This is a genomic window from Halospina denitrificans (assembly GCF_004364635.1).
Classification (GTDB): Bacteria; Pseudomonadota; Gammaproteobacteria; order Pseudomonadales; family Oleiphilaceae; genus Halospina; species Halospina denitrificans.
The window spans coordinates 330,230-347,393 of record NZ_SOAX01000002.1; the positions used below are offsets into that span (position 1 = coordinate 330,230).

Annotated in this window: 19 protein-coding genes; 13 read left to right on the top strand and 6 right to left on the bottom strand. The window is 60.2% G+C overall.

Annotated features, from left to right (window positions below; genetic code table 11):
• Positions 1-14 precede the first annotated feature (14 nt).
• Complete coding sequence (gene mlaD / locus DES49_RS05175) at positions 15-455, bottom strand: outer membrane lipid asymmetry maintenance protein MlaD (protein ID WP_166645993.1); 441 nt, start codon at positions 453-455, stop codon at positions 15-17.
• Positions 456-586: 131 nt separating this feature from the next.
• On the opposite strand from mlaD, the gene DES49_RS05180 reads away from it, so the two are divergent.
• From DES49_RS05180 to DES49_RS05240, 13 genes are all read left to right on the top strand, one after another.
• Positions 587-1,555 carry a calcium/sodium antiporter gene (locus DES49_RS05180; protein WP_133735320.1) on the top strand — a complete coding sequence of 323 codons (969 nt, stop codon included), beginning with the start codon at positions 587-589 and terminating at the stop codon, positions 1,553-1,555.
• An 8-nt stretch (positions 1,556-1,563) separates the two neighbouring features.
• Positions 1,564-2,538: a KpsF/GutQ family sugar-phosphate isomerase gene (locus tag DES49_RS05185; RefSeq protein ID WP_133735321.1), complete on the top strand. Its 975-nt coding sequence runs from the start codon at positions 1,564-1,566 to the stop codon at positions 2,536-2,538.
• Positions 2,539-2,548: 10 nt separating this feature from the next.
• Positions 2,549-3,079 carry a KdsC family phosphatase gene (locus DES49_RS05190; protein WP_133735322.1) on the top strand — a complete coding sequence of 177 codons (531 nt, stop codon included), beginning with the start codon at positions 2,549-2,551 and terminating at the stop codon, positions 3,077-3,079.
• Positions 3,079-3,684 carry an LPS export ABC transporter periplasmic protein LptC gene (gene lptC / locus DES49_RS05195; protein ID WP_166645994.1) on the top strand — a complete coding sequence of 202 codons (606 nt, stop codon included), beginning with the start codon at positions 3,079-3,081 and terminating at the stop codon, positions 3,682-3,684. The genes DES49_RS05190 and lptC overlap by 1 nt, the downstream gene beginning before the upstream one ends.
• Positions 3,685-3,705: 21 nt before the next feature.
• A complete protein-coding gene (gene lptA / locus DES49_RS05200; protein WP_243864898.1) occupies positions 3,706-4,248 on the top strand; it encodes a lipopolysaccharide transport periplasmic protein LptA in 543 nt (180 codons plus the stop codon).
• A gap of 13 nt (positions 4,249-4,261) precedes the next feature.
• Positions 4,262-4,987: an LPS export ABC transporter ATP-binding protein gene (lptB, locus tag DES49_RS05205; RefSeq protein WP_133735324.1), complete on the top strand. Its 726-nt coding sequence runs from the start codon at positions 4,262-4,264 to the stop codon at positions 4,985-4,987.
• 147 nt (positions 4,988-5,134) lie between these two features.
• A complete protein-coding gene (locus DES49_RS05210) occupies positions 5,135-6,652 on the top strand; it encodes an RNA polymerase factor sigma-54 (protein WP_133735689.1) in 1,518 nt (505 codons plus the stop codon).
• 66 nt (positions 6,653-6,718) lie between these two features.
• Positions 6,719-7,027, top strand: coding sequence for a ribosome hibernation-promoting factor, HPF/YfiA family (hpf, locus tag DES49_RS05215; RefSeq protein WP_133735325.1), 309 nt, complete (start codon positions 6,719-6,721; stop codon positions 7,025-7,027).
• A gap of 17 nt (positions 7,028-7,044) precedes the next feature.
• The gene (gene ptsN / locus DES49_RS05220; RefSeq protein WP_133735326.1) at positions 7,045-7,524 is read left to right on the top strand and encodes a PTS IIA-like nitrogen regulatory protein PtsN; all 480 of its coding nucleotides are present in this window, start codon (positions 7,045-7,047) and stop codon (positions 7,522-7,524) included.
• Between the two features lie 34 nt (positions 7,525-7,558).
• Positions 7,559-8,455 carry an RNase adapter RapZ gene (gene rapZ / locus DES49_RS05225; protein ID WP_133735327.1) on the top strand — a complete coding sequence of 299 codons (897 nt, stop codon included), beginning with the start codon at positions 7,559-7,561 and terminating at the stop codon, positions 8,453-8,455.
• Positions 8,452-8,721, top strand: a complete 270-nt coding sequence (locus DES49_RS05230; RefSeq protein WP_133735328.1) for an HPr family phosphocarrier protein — start codon at positions 8,452-8,454, stop codon at positions 8,719-8,721. Before rapZ ends, DES49_RS05230 begins: the two co-directional genes overlap by 4 nt.
• A gap of 2 nt (positions 8,722-8,723) precedes the next feature.
• Positions 8,724-9,260: a ribosome biogenesis factor YjgA gene (gene yjgA, locus DES49_RS05235; protein WP_133735329.1), complete on the top strand. Its 537-nt coding sequence runs from the start codon at positions 8,724-8,726 to the stop codon at positions 9,258-9,260.
• A gap of 269 nt (positions 9,261-9,529) precedes the next feature.
• Positions 9,530-9,796: a ComEA family DNA-binding protein gene (locus DES49_RS05240; protein ID WP_243864900.1), complete on the top strand. Its 267-nt coding sequence runs from the start codon at positions 9,530-9,532 to the stop codon at positions 9,794-9,796.
• Here the strand turns inward: DES49_RS05240 and DES49_RS05245 are convergent.
• From DES49_RS05245 to mreD, 5 genes are read right to left on the bottom strand one after another with little or no spacing between them, the layout of a single operon-like run.
• A complete protein-coding gene (locus DES49_RS05245; protein WP_133735330.1) occupies positions 9,793-10,632 on the bottom strand; it encodes a carbon-nitrogen hydrolase family protein in 840 nt (279 codons plus the stop codon). The genes DES49_RS05240 and DES49_RS05245 overlap by 4 nt on opposite strands.
• Positions 10,629-14,582: a YhdP family phospholipid transporter gene (locus tag DES49_RS05250; protein WP_133735331.1), complete on the bottom strand. Its 3,954-nt coding sequence runs from the start codon at positions 14,580-14,582 to the stop codon at positions 10,629-10,631. Before DES49_RS05250 ends, DES49_RS05245 begins: the two co-directional genes overlap by 4 nt.
• 15 nt (positions 14,583-14,597) lie before the next feature.
• Entirely contained in the window at positions 14,598-16,073 is a 1,476-nt protein-coding gene (gene rng, locus DES49_RS05255) for a ribonuclease G (RefSeq protein ID WP_133735332.1), read from the bottom strand.
• Positions 16,066-16,680, bottom strand: a complete 615-nt coding sequence (locus DES49_RS05260) for a Maf family protein (protein WP_133735333.1) — start codon at positions 16,678-16,680, stop codon at positions 16,066-16,068. Before DES49_RS05260 ends, rng begins: the two co-directional genes overlap by 8 nt.
• Before the next feature lie 4 nt (positions 16,681-16,684).
• Entirely contained in the window at positions 16,685-17,164 is a 480-nt protein-coding gene (gene mreD / locus DES49_RS05265) for a rod shape-determining protein MreD (protein ID WP_133735334.1), read from the bottom strand.

The following is a 17,164-nucleotide window of genomic DNA, read 5'->3' on the forward strand; positions in this document are numbered from 1 at the left end:
GAATACGACCTGTCTCAGCCACCTGTAATGCGCCTCAGGATCAATGCTTCGATACTGATCGCGGACTGTGTATCCTCGATATAGTCATTATCCGAGATGGAGTCCGGATGACCTCCGGGTGAGATCTCGATGTAATGCTCGCCCATCAGGCCCGCCGTCCGGATGACCGCCGAACTGTCAATCGCGATCCTGTCCACGTCCTCACGGACCTCCATGGCCACCCGTGCACGGTAGGAATCAGTGTCAAGCTCAACCCGGGTCACCTTCCCGATGGTCACCCCCGCCATTGCCACGCGGGAACCGGGCTTCAAGGTACCAACGTCTGAGAATTCAGCAAATACCTGATAGGTACCGCCGCTGTCGGCACTTTCCATTTCCGGAAATACGCCTGACAGAAGCAGCAGTGAAAGGGTGACAACCACCCCCAGCACAAAGAATACCAAACGTTCTTTCACCAACCGTAGCTGCTCCCCATTCCTGCTCATCAGGTATCATACCACCGCCAACGTGCTGTACGAAGCGGGACGCGATCGATAAAGTACGGTTCCGCATCCACCCCTGTACCAAAGAGTATCGGAGACAACGCATGCTTACAGCGCTTGGCGCCCTGCTGCTTGGGCTGATACTGCTCATATGGAGCGCAGACCAGTTCATTACGGGCGCCATCGACAGCGCACGCCGGCTGGGCCTCAGCCCCATGCTCATCGGCCTGACCCTGGTGGCTTTCGGCACCTCCGCGCCGGAAGTGCTGGTTTCCGTTGTGGCGGCTATAACAGGGGCCGGCGACATTGCCGTCGGCAATGCCATCGGTTCCAATATCGCCAACCTTGGACTGGTACTGGGTGTAACAGCCCTGATCGCACCCCTGGTCGTCGCACTCCCCACAAGACGGCTGGAGCTGCCGCTGCTCGCTGTGGTCACCCTGGTGGCCTGGCTGTTGTTCATTGACGACCACCTTGGCCTTGGGGATGGACTGACCATGCTGCTGGTGCTGGCCGTGTCCTTCACGATACTGGTTCGTTACGGTCAGGCGGCCACGGTGCTGGCCTCGGAGGTCCCGGACCCCCATGCCACCTCAACACCGCTCATAACCCTGCAGATCGTCGGCGGACTGGTCTTGCTTCTGGGGAGTTCGCGGCTGCTCGTCTGGGGCGCCGTGGAGCTTGCGCTCATTCTGGGGGTCAGCGAGCTCATCGTGGGTCTGACCGTCGTGGCCGTGGGAACCAGCCTTCCGGAACTCGCCACCAGCATTGCGAGCGCCGTGAAAGGCCGGCACGACATGGTTCTGGGCAACCTGATCGGCTCCAACCTGTTCAATCTGCTTCTGGTACTGGCTATCCCGGCAATGGTGGCGGGCATCCCGCTGAACCCGGATGCGGCGACCCGCGATTACGGCGCCATGGTGCTGGTTACCCTGCTGGTGGGCGGGCTGGCCCTTGTCAGCGGGCGAAGGGGTCATCTTCCACGGCTGGCGGGTGGTATACTGTTGGCCTTCTACATCGGTTATGTTGTATTCATACTGGCGGGAAACCCACCCCCGCCTTCGGCCCTTTGAGGATTTCTATGGAGAACGCGGCCTCAATGCTGGAATCAGCCCGTCGCACCATCACCATGGAGCGTGATGCCATCGACGCACTGCTGCCGAGAATCGGTGACAGCTTTGCCCACGCCTGTCGGCTGATCCTCGAATGCCGGGGGCGCGTGGTGGTGACCGGCATGGGAAAGTCGGGCCATATCGGCAGCAAAATCGCCGCAACCCTGGCCAGCACGGGCACCCCGGCCTTCTTCGTCCACCCCGGCGAGGCCAGCCACGGCGACCTCGGCATGATAACCGGTGACGACGTGGTGATTGCCATTTCCAACTCCGGCAATACCGGCGAACTGGTCACGATACTGCCGCTGATCAAGCGTCGCGGGGCAGCACTGGTCAGCATGACGGGCAAAGAGGACTCACAACTGGCCCAACTCTCCCACGCGAACCTGGATATCGGCGTTGAGCAGGAGGCCTGCCCCATGGGGCTGGCCCCCACATCCAGCACAACCGTCACGCTCGTCATGGGCGATGCGCTGGCGGTTGCCCTGCTCGAGGCCCGCGGCTTCGGCGCCGAGGACTTTGCGTTCTACCACCCGGGCGGCACCCTGGGTCGCCGCCTGCTCCTGAAGGTCTCCGACCTGATGCATACCGGCGATCAGCTGCCACGGGTAAACCCCGAAACGCTGATGAGCGAAGCCCTGCTGGAGATATCGCGCAAGGGGCTTGGCATGACCGCCATTACCGATGGCGATGGGAGGGTCATCGGTATCTTCACGGACGGTGACCTTCGCCGCACCCTGGATCAGGGACTGGACATCCACCAGACGCGTATTGAGGAAGTCATGACCAGTCACTGCCGCAGTGTGGGCGAGGATATTCTCGCGGCCGAGGCACTGAAGGTGATGGAAGACAGCCGAATCAATGCACTGCTGGTCACGGATACTGAAGGTCGCCTCGTCGGCGCCATGAACATGCACGACCTGCTGCGGGCGGGCGTTGTCTAGGAGGTCCGGAATGGACACAGAATTCCACCAGCTTGCCTCCGGTATCCGCCTTCTTGCCATGGATGTGGATGGGGTCCTGACGGACGGAGCCATCTACCTCGCCGCCTCCGGCGACGAACTGAAGGCATTCAACATCCTGGATGGGCAGGGCCTGAAACTGCTCCGCAGCGAGGGGATACAGACCGCCTTTATCACGGGGCGCGTATCGCCACTCACTGAAACCCGGGCAACCAACCTGGGAATCGACCATCTTTACCAGGGCCGCGAAGACAAAGCTGCGGCCCTGCTTGAGCTGAGCGACAAAACCGGTATCGGTGTTTCCGAAATGGCCTATGTGGGCGACGACCTCCCGGATTTGGCCGCCATCGAGCTCGCGGGGCTCGGCATCAGTGTTCCCAACGGGTGCGCCACGGTCCGGGAAGCGGCCGACTGGTGCACCACCATAGCCGGTGGTTCAGGCGCGGTGCGTGAAATCTGCGAGCGCCTGCTGCAGGCGAAGGGCCTGCTGCAGGGTGCCATTGACGGGTATCGGGCGCCATGATGGGTCACTGGCTGCAGGCCTTCATCTCCGATCTGCAGGACCGGTCGCTCTGGCTCTGGGGCGCGGCCGTGCTTACGGCCCTGGCACTGGTGCTGCTGCTGCTGCGCAGTGAGCAGCCCGTAACATCCCGTGATGCGGAGGAACTGAGGGGGCCCGACAAGCCGGATGGATTCGTCATCAACGCCACCTACCGGTCCTTTGATAGTGAGGGACGCCTCTCGGCACGGATATCGAGCCCCCGGGGGGAACAGTTTGATGACGATAAGCGCGTGACCATGGAGTCGCCCCGCGGATTGCTCCTCGAAAAGGACAGCCGTGCCCCATGGCATCTGGCGGCCGAACGCGGCGAGTATTATCTGAACGCGGAACGCCTTACCCTCAACAGCAACGTCCGCATCCGCCATGAAACCCGTGAACGCGGAGAAGCCCTCCTGAAAACCGAACGGCTGGTTGTGGATAACCGCAAGCGCATTGTGCACACTGATGCCCCCGTCACCATCATCAACGAATCCAGCCTGACGCGGACAACCGGAATGAAAGGTTGGATCGACGAACGGGTACTGGAACTGGAAAGCCAGGTTGACGGTTACTATTACAGCCGGTAACCGAACGATCGAGAGGAAACCGTGACCATCCATAATCCTGCGCCGCCAAACATCACCCCATGGATCAGACTGACCCTCTGCCTGCTGCTCGCAGGGGTAACAGTTCCTGTCTTCGCTTTCGACCTCGACTCCGACAACCCCATTCGCATCGAGTCCAAGAGCGCCAGGCTCGATGACAAGGCCGGGACCGCCACCTACACAGGTAACGTGCGCGTTACCCAGGGAGAAGCCCGCCTTGAAGCGCAACGGATCGTGCTGACCCGCAAGGAAGGGGAACTTGACAGCCTTGATGCTACGGGCGAGCCGGCCACCTATGAACAGCCGGAAACCCCCGACGCCCCCGCCCTGTATGCGGAAGGGAACCGCATCCATTACGCCGCCGGTGAAGGCCTGATCGTGTTTGAGCGGAATGCGTTGATCCGACAGGCCGGTGACCGTTTTCGTGGTAATCGCATCAGTTACGACCTTGAGAAACGCGTCGTAACCGCCACCAGCGCGGATGACGATGATGAGGACCGGGTGGAAATGACCATACAGCCGGGAAAGAACCGGGATAACAACTGACCGGAGCGAATCCATGGCAGTCCTTGAAGCCCACAACCTTGCCAAGAGCTACAAGAAAAAACCGGTGGTCCTGGACGTCTCCCTGACCATCCGGAGCGGCCAGATCGCCGGCCTGCTCGGCCCCAACGGCGCCGGTAAGACCACCTGTTTCTACATGATTGTCGGCTTGATCCCCCAGGACCGCGGCCAGATCCTGATTGACGATCAGGACATCACGCGCTACCCCATGCACGGGCGCGCCCGGGCCGGCATCGGCTATCTGCCCCAGGAAGCCTCGGTTTTCCGGCGCCTGACCGTGGCACAGAACCTGATGGCCATCCTGGAAACCCGCAAGGACCTGAGCCGTAGCCAGCGCCACGAGAAAATGGAGGAGCTGCTGAAGGAATTCCACATTACCCATATCCGGGACAACCTCGGCATGAGCCTCTCCGGCGGCGAGCGACGCAGGGCCGAGATCGCGCGGGCGCTGGCCGTGGAACCCGCATTCATTCTGCTCGACGAACCCTTTGCAGGCGTCGATCCGATCTCGGTGAGCGATATCAAGCAGATCGTGCGCCAGGTCCGTGACAAAGGCATCGGCGTACTGATCACTGATCACAACGTGCGGGATACGCTGGACATCTGTGAAACCGCCTATATCGTCAGCGAAGGGCATATCATCGCCTCGGGAACCTCTGCCGAAATCCTCGCCAACCAGCAGGTCAAGCAGGTCTATCTGGGCGAGGAATTCCATCTTTAAGAATTGAAACAGAGTCGCAACCTGAACCGTTGTTCCTGAACGAAGATCGCTAGTACACTCAGGCCAAGAGGAACTAAGCAAAATTCCTGCCGGCTCCTGATCCGGGGCGGCACACAGGCCGAGAGGACGGGAACGCAACCGATGGTAATGAAAGCCTCACTGCAGTTGAAGATGGGCGCGCAGCTGACCATGACGCCCCAGCTTCAGCAGGCAATCCGGTTACTCCAGCTTTCCACGCTGGATCTCCAGCAGGAGATCCAGCAGGCCCTCGAATCCAACCCCATGCTGGAAACCACCGAAGACGCGGAAGAAACCACCAGCGAAGAACACAACTCAAACGAACAAAGCGCGGACCCCGGAGAGGAAAGCGACCAGGACAAGAGCAGCGAGGATGCCACTGCGGAGCCCGAAAGCTGGGAAAACGAGAACTGGCAGGACAACAGCGAAATCCCCGACAACCTGCCGGTCGACACCGCCTGGGACGATGTGTACCAGAGTGCGCCCGCCCCGGCAGCACCCCGCCCCGAGGATGACGGCGACACGGACTTCGAGAGCCGCAACTCCGCCGGCGAGACCCTTCAGGACCACCTGCTCTGGCAGCTCAACCTCACGCCCATGTCCGAGCGCGACCGGGCCATTGCCCATACCCTGATTGACGCCGTGGACACCACGGGCTATCTCACCCAGAGCATCGAGGAACTGCTGCCGGGACTGATGAGCCCGGAGGACGAGGACCCCGTCGAGGCCTCCGAGGTGGAAGCCGTACTGCATCGACTCCAGCATTTCGACCCACCGGGCGTCGCCGCCCGCAACCTGCAGGAGTGCCTGCTGGCCCAGCTGCAGCAGCTGCCTCCGGACACCCCCTGGCTGAAGCAGGCCCGCCTGGTCATCAGCCATTACATTCAGCTGCTGGGTAATCGCGACTACCGCCAGCTGATGCGCCGAAGCCGGCTGAGCGAGCAGCAGCTCAGGGAAGTGCTGGAGCTGATCCAGACACTGCAGCCAAGGCCCGGGGATGCCATCAACAACACGACGCCGGAATATGTAGTGCCGGACGTCATCGTCACGCGCCAGAACGGGCGCTGGAAAATTGAGCTGAATCCTGATATTGCGCCACGCCTGCAGGTTAACAGCCTTTACGCCTCCATGATCCGTCATTCGGACAGCAGCGCGGACAACACCTACCTGCGGGATCAGCTGCAGGAGGCGAAATGGTTCATCAAGAGTCTGCAGAGCCGTAACGAAACCCTGTTGAAAGTGGCCTCGCAGATCGTCGACCATCAACAGAGATTCTTCGAGGAAGGCGAGGAGGCCATGAAACCTCTGATCCTCTCCGAAATCGCCCAGGCTGTGGAAATGCATGAATCAACCATCTCAAGGGTGACAACCCAGAAGTACATGCACACCCCCCGTGGCATCTACGAACTCAAGTATTTCTTCTCCAGTCATGTCAGCACGGACGAGGGCGGCGAGTGCTCCTCCACAGCCATTCGGGCCATGATCAAGAAGCTGATCAACGAGGAAGAAAGCAAAAAACCGCTCAGTGATAACCGCATAGCGGCTATACTGAGCGACCAGGGCATCAATGTCGCACGCCGGACGGTCGCGAAATACCGCGAAGCGATGCACATTCCGCCTTCAAACGAGCGAAAACGTCTCGTCTAGGAGGCTTCACGCCTGTATGATGGCCACCTTTCGGTGGCAGGGCAAAACCGAAAACAGGAGCGGACTATGCAACTCAACATTTCGGGTCATCACATCGAGCTCACCGACGCGCTCAAGGACTATGTGAACACCAAGATGGAAAAGCTTGAGCGCCATACCGACCAGATCAGCAACACCCGGGTCACCCTGTCAGTGGTGAAACAACGACAGACGGCCGAGGCAACGCTCCATGTAACCGGTGGCGAAATCAACGCCAAAGCCCAGCACGACGATATGTACGCGGCGATCGATCAGCTTGTGGACAAGCTGGACCGACAAATTCTCAAACACAAGGAAAAGCAGGTTGACCGCATGCATGGTGCGGCCGCCCGCTGAATCCGGCACGGTTTTTCATGCCCACTTCAACACTGTCCATAGAGTCAATACTGGCCCCGGAACTGACCCTCTGCGGCGTTCCGGGAACCAGTAAAAAGCGCATTCTCGAGACCATCGCCGAGCGAGTCGCCCGGTTCTATCCCGAACTGGACGAGAACCAGATCTTCAATAATCTGGTCGCCCGCGAGCGGCTAGGCAGCACCGGCATCGGCCAGGGAATAGCCATACCCCACTGTCGACTGGAGGATTGCAAGCGGGTTGTCGGCGCCCTCCTGACTCTGAGCGAGCCCATCAATTTCGACGCGATCGACAATGAACCGGTTGATCTGCTTTTTGTGCTGCTGGTGCCCCAGAACGCGACCAGTGAACACCTTGAACTGCTGAGTCAGCTCGCCGAAAAATTCAACGACCGCAGTCTCTGCAAGAAACTGCGACAGTGCGACGATTCGGACGATCTCTATAACCTGATCGTGAGCAGCGAACAGGAGTCTCAATAGAACACCACAGCAACCGAATCCGGGAGGTCTGCCATTGAAACTGATCATCGTGAGCGGGCGCTCCGGCTCGGGGAAAAGTACCGCGCTGCATGTACTGGAGGACCTGGGTTACTACTGCATTGATAACCTCCCCATTGGGCTGCTATCCCCCCTGACCCGCGAGGCCATGAATTCGTCGGAAGCGCGCCAGCATATTGCCGTCAGCATCGATGCGCGCAATCTCTCCGGCGACATTGCAAATTTTGAAACCCTGTACAATCAGCTTCAGCACCCGGATCTCAGCCTGGAAATCATCTACCTGGACGCCGCGGACCAGATGCTGATCCAGCGTTTCCACGCCACAAGGCGCAAACACCCGCTCAGCACGCCGGAACGTTCCCTCTCCGAGGCCATCAAGGATGAAAAGGCGCTACTTGAGCCCATCGCCCGCCTCGCGGACCTGCATATCGACACCACCGAGCGGTCCATGTACGAGCTGAGGGAGATGGTGCGTGAACGGATTGCCGGGCGCGGTGTACAGCAGATGGCCCTGCTGATCCAGTCTTTCGGGTACAAGCATGGGGTACCCGTGGATTCGGATTTCGTGTTCGATGTCCGCTGCCTTCCCAATCCATACTGGGACACCAGCCTGCGCGGTTATACGGGCATCGACGCCCCGATACAGACCTTTCTGGAGGCGCAGCCGGATACCGCCCGGATGCTGGGAGACCTTCAGGACTTTCTCGACCGCTGGCTCCCCAGTTTCCACAACGTGAACCGCTCCTACATGACCGTCGCCATTGGCTGTACCGGCGGGCAACATCGTTCCGTCTATATGGCGGAACAGCTCGCTGCCCACTTTGTCACCCGCTTCAACAACGTCCAGGTTCGCCACACTGAGCTGCCTGAACATCGTGAAACCAGCCTTGGGGAAGACGAGGCCTTACCATGATCCGGGAGACCATCACCATTATCAACCAGCTGGGCCTTCATGCCAGGGCCGCAGCCAAGCTGGTGGCCTGTTCCGAAGCCTTCCAGAGCCGCATCCGCCTGGCGCGGGACGGCCGGGAAGTTGACGGCAAGAGCATCATGTCCGTGATGATGCTTGCTGCCAGTTGTGGCACGGACATCGAACTCATCATCGAGGGCGAGGACGAGAACCAGGCACGGGACGCCCTGGTCACGCTCATCAACGACCGCTTCGGAGAGGATCAGTGACCATGCAGTCCGACCAGGACCATCATGAGCACGACGAGGGGCTCCCCACAAAGAGTCAGGCCAAGCGTGAAATGCAGGCATTGCGTGAGATGGCGGCCGCCCTGGGCCAGCTCTCGAGCGACCGGATCAACAGCCTGCCTGCTTCCGCCGAATTCCGTGACGGCCTGCTGGGCCTGAAGCAGCTCGCGGAGGGGGAACCCCGCAAGCGTCACATCCACTACCTCGGTCGGCGACTTCTTGAAGAAGACGAGCAGGCCCTGCAACGCGAGCTTGACAGCCAGCAGAGCGGCACCACAGAGAACGCGCGCCGCCTGCACATGGCCGAGCGCTGGCGAGAACGCCTGCTTGACGAGGGCAAGCCCGCCCTCACCGCCTTTATCGAGGCATTCCCCGAAACGGATCGCCAGCACCTGCGGCAACTGGTCGGGAAAGCAGCGAAACAGGAGAGCAGCCCGAATGATCGCAACAGCCCCAAACGCCGCCTTTATCGATACATCCGCGAACAGATTGACGAAGCCGAGCGCCAGCGCTACCGGTGATCATTGTAGGAAATGACTTACATAGAATGTCGCGAATTTCCTCTATTCCCTGCGCGCCAGATCGCTAAAATGCTCAACAGCATGGAGGCAACAACATACAGGGACGCATGATCAGGGACGACCCGGCCTGAAGGAACAGGCAGAGCACAGAGCAGGCGGGCTGCGCATGGACGCGCAACCGGTCTGTTCTTCTTTTCCTACCACGGCCCCCTCTCCTGGTCATCAACGCATCCCTGGATCATTGATTGACCCAAGGAGGATTCAGAACCATGAAAATGAAATCCGCAGCACTCGCTCTCCTGCTGGCGACAGGCATCGCCCAGGCGGAAGAGGCGCCCGAAGCCGTCAACATCAACGAAGCAGACAGCCAGACCCTGGCCGCCGAACTGGACGGTGTTGGTCCGGTTAAAGCCGAGGCGATCGTCGAGTTTCGTAAAAAAGAGGGCGAATTCGTAACGCCCGAGCACCTGGAAGAGGTTAATGGCATCGGCACGGCAACACTTGACAGCAACCGCGAGCGTATCCGGGTCGACTAGAGTCGCCGATGATCCCAAACAGGGATCGCACTCCGGGTGTTGGCGAGCATCTGCGCATCCAGTTGCGCTTCGGCCACGCCCGGACCTTCTTCCAGCTCTGTGACGATCCCGCCCCAGGGATCAACGATCATGGAGTGCCCCCAGGTACGACGCCGCTCATCATGCTGCCCGCCCTGATTGGGCGCGCAGACCCAGAACTGGTTTTCAATGGCCCTGGCTCGCAGCAGGGCCTCCCAATGGGCTTCACCGGTGCGGTAGGTAAAGGCCGAAGGCACAACCACCCACTCTGCCCCTTCCTCGCGGAGACGGCGGTATAACTCCGGAAAGCGGAGATCGTAGCAGATTGAAAGCCCGAGGCGCCCGGCGGGCGTATCCACGGAAACCACCGTATCCCCGGGTTCAAAGACGGCGGACTCGCGATATCGCCCCTGGGAGTCCCCCACCTCGGCATCGAACAGGTGGATCTTGTCGTAGCGGGCAACCTGACGACCGTCAGCATTGATCACAAGGCAACTTGCCCGTACCCGGCCCTCATCGACGGCGCTGCCATCGGGACGTGTTGCCATCGGAATGGACCCCGCCACGATCCACAGACCAAGACGCCGTGCCTCGCGCTCCAGGAAAGCCTGTATAGACCCCTCCTCGGCACCGGCCTCGGCCTTGCCGATTTCGAGCAGGTGGCGACTCTGGAAAGCCGCAAAGTTCTCCGGGAGGACCGCGACGGATACACCACGGCCCGCGGCTTCCTCCAGAAGCTCCCTGGCCTTGACCAGATTGGGCTCAACCTCAAAGCCGCTGACCATCTGGATGGCCGCTACTGAATGGGACTTGCTCATCGCCTGATCTCCTCGGCTGGATCGTCAGATTCCCCGGTATTCAGATCCATCTCGGGCCGCTCGTAACTGTTCAGGTCGGACTCCGTATCAAACAGGTTGCGCAGGCTTACAGCCGGGTCATTCCAGTTTCCACCAACACTATAAGTGGCACTGGTAACCCGACTCAACAGTCCGCCGAACACCTGATCGATCACGAACAGCGCACCCCCTACCGGAGGGGCAAACCCGAAAAGCACCGCCGCAAGAGGCAGGTTCTGGGTAATCGGCAGGACCACGACCAGACGCATATCCAGCGTCTCCTCGATCAGGTCCGCTTCGCCACTCATCCGGAAGCCCCCCGAGGGCGCCTGGATGACAACCTTGGGGTCAAAGATAAGCCGCCCCTCATGGATAAGCGCGTCGCCCTCCATATAATCGAAGGGGATGCCGGATTCATAGACATCTGAAAAATCAAGCTGCAGTCGGCGCCAGATGGTGTCCGTGTTCAGGAGCCCGAAAACCCGGAAAACCCGTGAGGCATCGCTTCCCTCCTCAAGGGTACCGTTCTCGAGCCGGAATCCGATTTCAGCCTCGAGGGAAGCCAGCTCAAGATCCGCAGGCCCGCCGGGCCACGCAAAATCAATGCGTGCCCGCGTCTTCCTGTTGCGGATGGGAACCGGCTGCCCGAGGAGGGATTCAAGTCCTTTCAGGCTTCCACCCGATAAAGTCCCACTGAACTCGGTGGTACCGGGTGTCTGGCCCGGCTGCCAACTAAGATCCCCGGTCAGATCCAGGTCCGCCATGGAAAGGCTCAGATCCCGGATCACCATTCGCTCCGCACCGGGACGTAACAGAAGGCGAACATTACGGAAATCACGTCCCTCGAAGCGCAGATCGGCGATACTCGCATCCACCTGCGGCCAGGACCCCACATCCATTCCGTCAGGATTGGGCGGGACATCGGGATCAACCGAATCACTGGGCTCCGGTATGTCCAGATTGCTCAACTCAACACCGATTGGCTCCACCTCGTCACCGGGCAGAATGAACTCACCGTCAATCCGGTTGCCTTTAACGCCAATACGCCAGCCACTCCCCGATTGGCTTTCGCCCTCCGCGCGCACATGCCCCATATTGCGCCCCGCAACCTCGGTCCGCTCCACGGCCAGATTGAAGCGCACATCCGGCATCATGCTTCCTTCGGACTCGGACGCGGACTCCGGGGCACCCAGGTCGCTGTCCAGCACCGAGCTCCATTCACCAAGGTTCAGGTACGGAATTGCCCCGGTTAGACTCAGAACCGGCTCCTCCGGCAACCGGGTTGAACGCACACCCAGGGCGATCCTCCCGCGCTCAAGAGCGCCCCCGGCAAACACCATCTGAAAGGCCCCCAGGGGATTCCAGTTCCCATCCACAACCAGGCGCTGGTCCTGGGAGAAGTCCAGGGTTGTGGTCAGGGAGTGCGCCTCGCCAGCCCTCTTACTCAAAGGCCGTGGAAGGCTGGACCCAACCCGCTCCAGATCCGCATCCAGCCGCAACAGCGGGCCCTCGGTCGGCCTCAGGCTGGCCTCATAGCCCAGACTCCCTGAAAGCCCAATGAGTCTTCGCCCAACCCACTCCTCAATAGCTTCCACCGAAGCGGTCCCCTTCTGCCGGACCACCAACGCCGCATCCTCATCTTCCTCAACCCGTACCGTGACAGGGGCGTCCAGGAAACGGCCCTCCAGGGTTGTCGGTTCAATACCGGAGTCCGAGCCGTATCGCACGCTGCCCGTCAGATTCCGCCACTGGAGATCAGCCGGACGGAAATCGAAACCGGCTTCATTGAGGTCAACATTAAGGTCAAATTCCGGTGCGCGCTCCATTTCCGGCCATAGACTCATGCTCAAGTCCGCCGCCACCGGGCCATAGAGTGTGGTCTCCCGGATCCAGTCACCCAGCATTTCGGGGAGGGGGCTGCGGCGCCACTGCTCCGTCAGGAACCTTTGCTGGCGGCGGACCCCCGTCTCGACATCCACCCGGACCCCAGACGAGGCAGGGGTTATGCGCACCCGCCCCGGTTCAAGCTCAATGCCACCAACCTGCCCCTGACTCAGCGTTACTGTAGCCTCTTCCCCCTGCAGCTTCGCCTGCCCTGACGCGTTCCGGAGCGGCGGCCAATCCGGATGGTAGGTCAGATCGGTACTCTCGAAGCCGTACCGAAGTGACGAGGTGAATCCCGGGTAGGCTGCGTCACCCAGGGTTCCATGTCCGTAATACCAGCCGTGTGGAATACGCCCTTCCCCAACCTGCCGGGTCAGAAAGCGGTAGAGCTGATCCGGCACAATCTGTCTGGGCACAAGGGCCTCCAGCATCGCGGCACGGGCATCGGATATACCAACCCTCAGTGAGAGGGTATCATCCTGATTTTCCCGCAATCGAAGCCCGAACGCGCTCTCTGCTACAGCGCCCCTGTAACGGCCTGCCAGGTTGTGGGAACCAATCCACCAGCCATCCCGACGGCGTTGCCAACGCAACTCACCACTGAGCCGGGTGAAGGTCCAGGGGCCGGTAAACAGGTCCGGAAAACCAAGTTCAACCGTTCCGGGCTCGATAACGACACGACCAGAGTCCGGGCCAGCCTCAAAAAAACCGCCCAGATCGCGAATCCGAGGGGCGCCATCAACCGCATCAACGCCCCCGCCTTGGAATTCACCGGTGACGCTCCACGGCTTACCTTCCGGCAGATTCAACCGGACATTCCGGACCATCCCCTGGGGCTGATGGTCAACCAGATTATCGTGCAGATCCGAGGGAAGCATGCCGGAAGCCATGGCAAGCTCGCCTAATGGAGCAAGCTCGATGGAACCCGCCTGCAGCGCCAGCCCCTCATCAGTGTCTTCCAGGCTGAGCGCCGTTGAGCCCGTTTCATAACCCTTCCAGCTGTAGCCGTTACTGACCAGTTGGGCCCGCCAGCCCTTGCCATCACGTTCCCATCCGCCGCGAATGGTCAGGTTTCGAAGGGGCTCAATGGAGTCGCCACCTACGGCCATATCCAGAAATGGCAGGTGGATCCTTCCGTTTGCGCGGCTGAGCCGACCATCACTGAAATGGAACCAGCCTTTCGCCTCCGCATCGATCCCCGCAATGGTCAGGTTCCTCCAGCTGTAATGGCGCAGAAAAGCATCGAAAAAACGGCCGGAATCAAGTTCCAGGTAAAGACTCCCGGAAAAGCCGCCACTGAAAAAATGGCGGCCCCTGAGTGCAAATAGCCCTGTCCGAACGTTATTGCTGGCCCTGGACAGTCGCCCGCTTGCCCGGAAAATCCCCGACTCGAACCGCACGTCCATATGCGGGACAACAAAATGGCTGGCTTCACCCCCTGCCGGCTTCACGTGCAGCGCCAGTTCCTCAACGGTCACCGCCGGGTCGGACAGCACATCGCCCAGCTCACCGATCCAGCGCCCTATGCGGGCCTCAAAGCTTTCACTGGCAGCCGCTGCCACCTCGGGCAGGGCATAGGGTTCAGACTCCTGCTCCGGCGGCAGCCATATTCCCTCAACCCCAACCCGGCCGTCGGGCTGCTGCACCAGTGACGCATCTCCGTTACGCAGCACGAATTCACTCAACACAATCCGCAAGCGGCGCAGCGACGCCCAGCTGTCCAACCTCAGGCGCAGCTCACCAAGCGATGCAACGGTGCGCTCACTGTCGACACCCTCGAGCGCCACCCCCTGGACTCGAAGGATCGGATCCAGGCCCTGCCACTCGCCCCGAATCCGTTCAATGCTTACCGGCTGGCCAACAATTGAAGAAACCTGCTGTTCAATATCACTCTTGAAGTGGTGAAGATTGTCCATAACCTGGCGCCCAAGCCCCACATAGAGCGCAACCAGAATCAGGACAGTGAGCACGCTCAGCCAGACAATATTGACGGACCAGCGCAACAGGCGTTGGGGAAGGGACGTTTTTACAGCGGGGGAATGCGCCATCAGCGGAGCCCGTCTCTATAGCAGGACCACGTCATACTGTTCCTGACTGTAGACCAGCTCAACCCGGAACTTGATCGTCTTGCCAATAAAGCTCTCCAGGTCCGCGACGTTATCAGAGTCCTCATCAAGGAGCCGATCTATAACATTCTGGGATGCCATCACCAGGAACCCTTCCACATCATAGGCCCTGTTAACCCGCATGATCTCGCGGAAGATCTCATAACACACCGTCTCGGGCGTTTTCAGGAATCCGCGGCCATCGCAGACGGGACAGGGCGCGCACAGCAACTGCCCAAGGCTTTCCGTGGTGCGTTTGCGGGTCATCTCCACCAGGCCCAGCTCGGAGACCCCGGTTATCTTGGTCCGCGCATGATCCCGCTCAAGCATCTTCTCCAGCATGCGCAGGACCTGCCTCTGGTGCTCGGGATCGTCCATGTCGATGAAGTCAATGATGATGATCCCGCCAAGGTTGCGCAGCCGCAACTGGCGACTGATGGCCCTTGCCGCCTCCAGGTTGGTCTTGAAGATGGTTTCTTCGAGGTTGCGATGACCCACAAAGGCACCGGTGTTGATATCAATAGTGGTCATGGCCTCAGTCTGGTCAATCATCGCGTGCCCGCCCGACTTGAGCTGGACATGGCGGCTCAGCGCCTTCTGTATCTCATCCTCCACGCTGTAGAGATCAAAAAGCGGTCGCTCCCCCGGATAGAACTCGATCATCTCCTTGAGTTCCGCCACGAAGCGATCCGCAAAGGCCACCAGCTTTTCATGGCTTTCCCGGGAATCAATGCGGATTTTCTCGGTCTGGGATCGCACCAGGTCACGCACCGTGCGTATGAACAGCGGCAGATCCTCATAGATCACCGAGGGAGCGCTAACATCCCGGGCACTCTCCATAATGGAAGACGACAGGCGATTGAGGTAGGCCATATCGCGGCGGATATCGTCCTCGCCCACGCTCTCGGCGGCCGTCCGAACGATATAGCCGCCGCTGTCGAGTTCATACTCATGCGCGACACTCTGTATGAGGTCACGAAGGCGCTTTCGTTCGGACTCGTCCTCAATCCGCTGGGACACGCCAACATGGGACATGGCCGGCATGTAAACCAGGTAGCGCGACGGAATGGACAGATGCGTGGTCAGGCGTGCGCCCTTGGTGCCAATGGGGTCCTTTGTCACCTGTACGATGATGGACTGGCCCTCGCGCAGGAGCGAGCGGATATCCGGCACGGTCCTGGGCGTTTCACCTTCCTCTGAGCCCCCCAGTTCCGCCACATCGGAGGCATGGATGAAGGCGGCGCGCTCCAGGCCAATATCAACAAAAGCCGCCTCCATGCCGGGGAGCACCCGTACAACACGGCCCTTGTAAATGTTGCCCACAATGCCCTCGTTGCTGGTGCGCTCGACATAAACCTCTTGGAGCATGCCGTTTTCCACCAGCGCCACCCGCGTCTCCACGGGGGTAACGTTGATCAGGATCTCCTCACTCATCGCCCGACGCCCACCATTGCCATACCGGCTGATCCACCTGTGCAAGCAGGTCCGCCGTCGCATCCAGGGGCAGGCCAACCACGGCACTGTAGCTGCCCACAAGGGATGTCACGAAAATACCCCCCAGCCCCTGGATACCGTAGCCGCCCGCTTTGTCATAGGGTTCACCGGTATCCAGATAGGCGTCAATTTCGTTTTCCGCAAGACGGCGGAACACAACCCGTGTGGTCACCACCCGTTCACGCACCGCGGTCAGACCTGCCAGGGCAACACCGGTCATTACCTCATGCTGGTGGCCGGAGAGTCGCTGCAGCATGGCGCGGGCATCATCCCGGCTATGGGGCTTACCCATAATGACGCCATCAAGAACCACGGACGTATCCGCACCCAGAACCAGCGAGTCGGTATTACCGGGTAACCGCTGACACGCCAACGCCTTTTCACGGGCCATGCGCAGAACATAGAGATCCGGCGCTTCGTGTTCCCTGGGGGTTTCATCCACATCAACGGATTGTACGGTGAAGCGGAGTCCAATCTGCTCAAGAAGTTCACGTCGACGGGGAGACGCCGAGGCAAGGATCAGTGGGTAGAGTCCGTCTGCTGTCATCGCATTATCCCAGTTTCCTGTTCACGGCGTCCCAGAACGCGCGGAAAACTGGCCACACCAGACCGCTCGTCAGCGCCGGTAACAGGTAATCAAAGCCACTACTGCTCGCGCCAAGCAGCTGATGGAGAAAATGAACCACCATCTGTGCCAGCCCTACAAGGAGGAATACAAGCAGTGACTGCTGTGCCAGCGGAAACAGCTGGAATCGCTGATGGGCCGCCAGTACCAGATAGGCGATCAGCGCCATTGCCAGAGCGTTCATTCCCAGAATATCAGCCCGAAGCACATCCACCAGCAGGCCAAGAACCCAGGCTGTAAAAACGCCAAAAGTATTCGGCGCACGCAGAACCCAGTAGACAACCACGAGACCGACCCACTCCGGGCGCCATTGCGACAGCGACTGGGGAAACAGGGAGATGGTCCCCACCAGCGCAAGCAGTGCGGCGGCGACAAAGAGCGGATAACTGACGGAACGGATTAACAT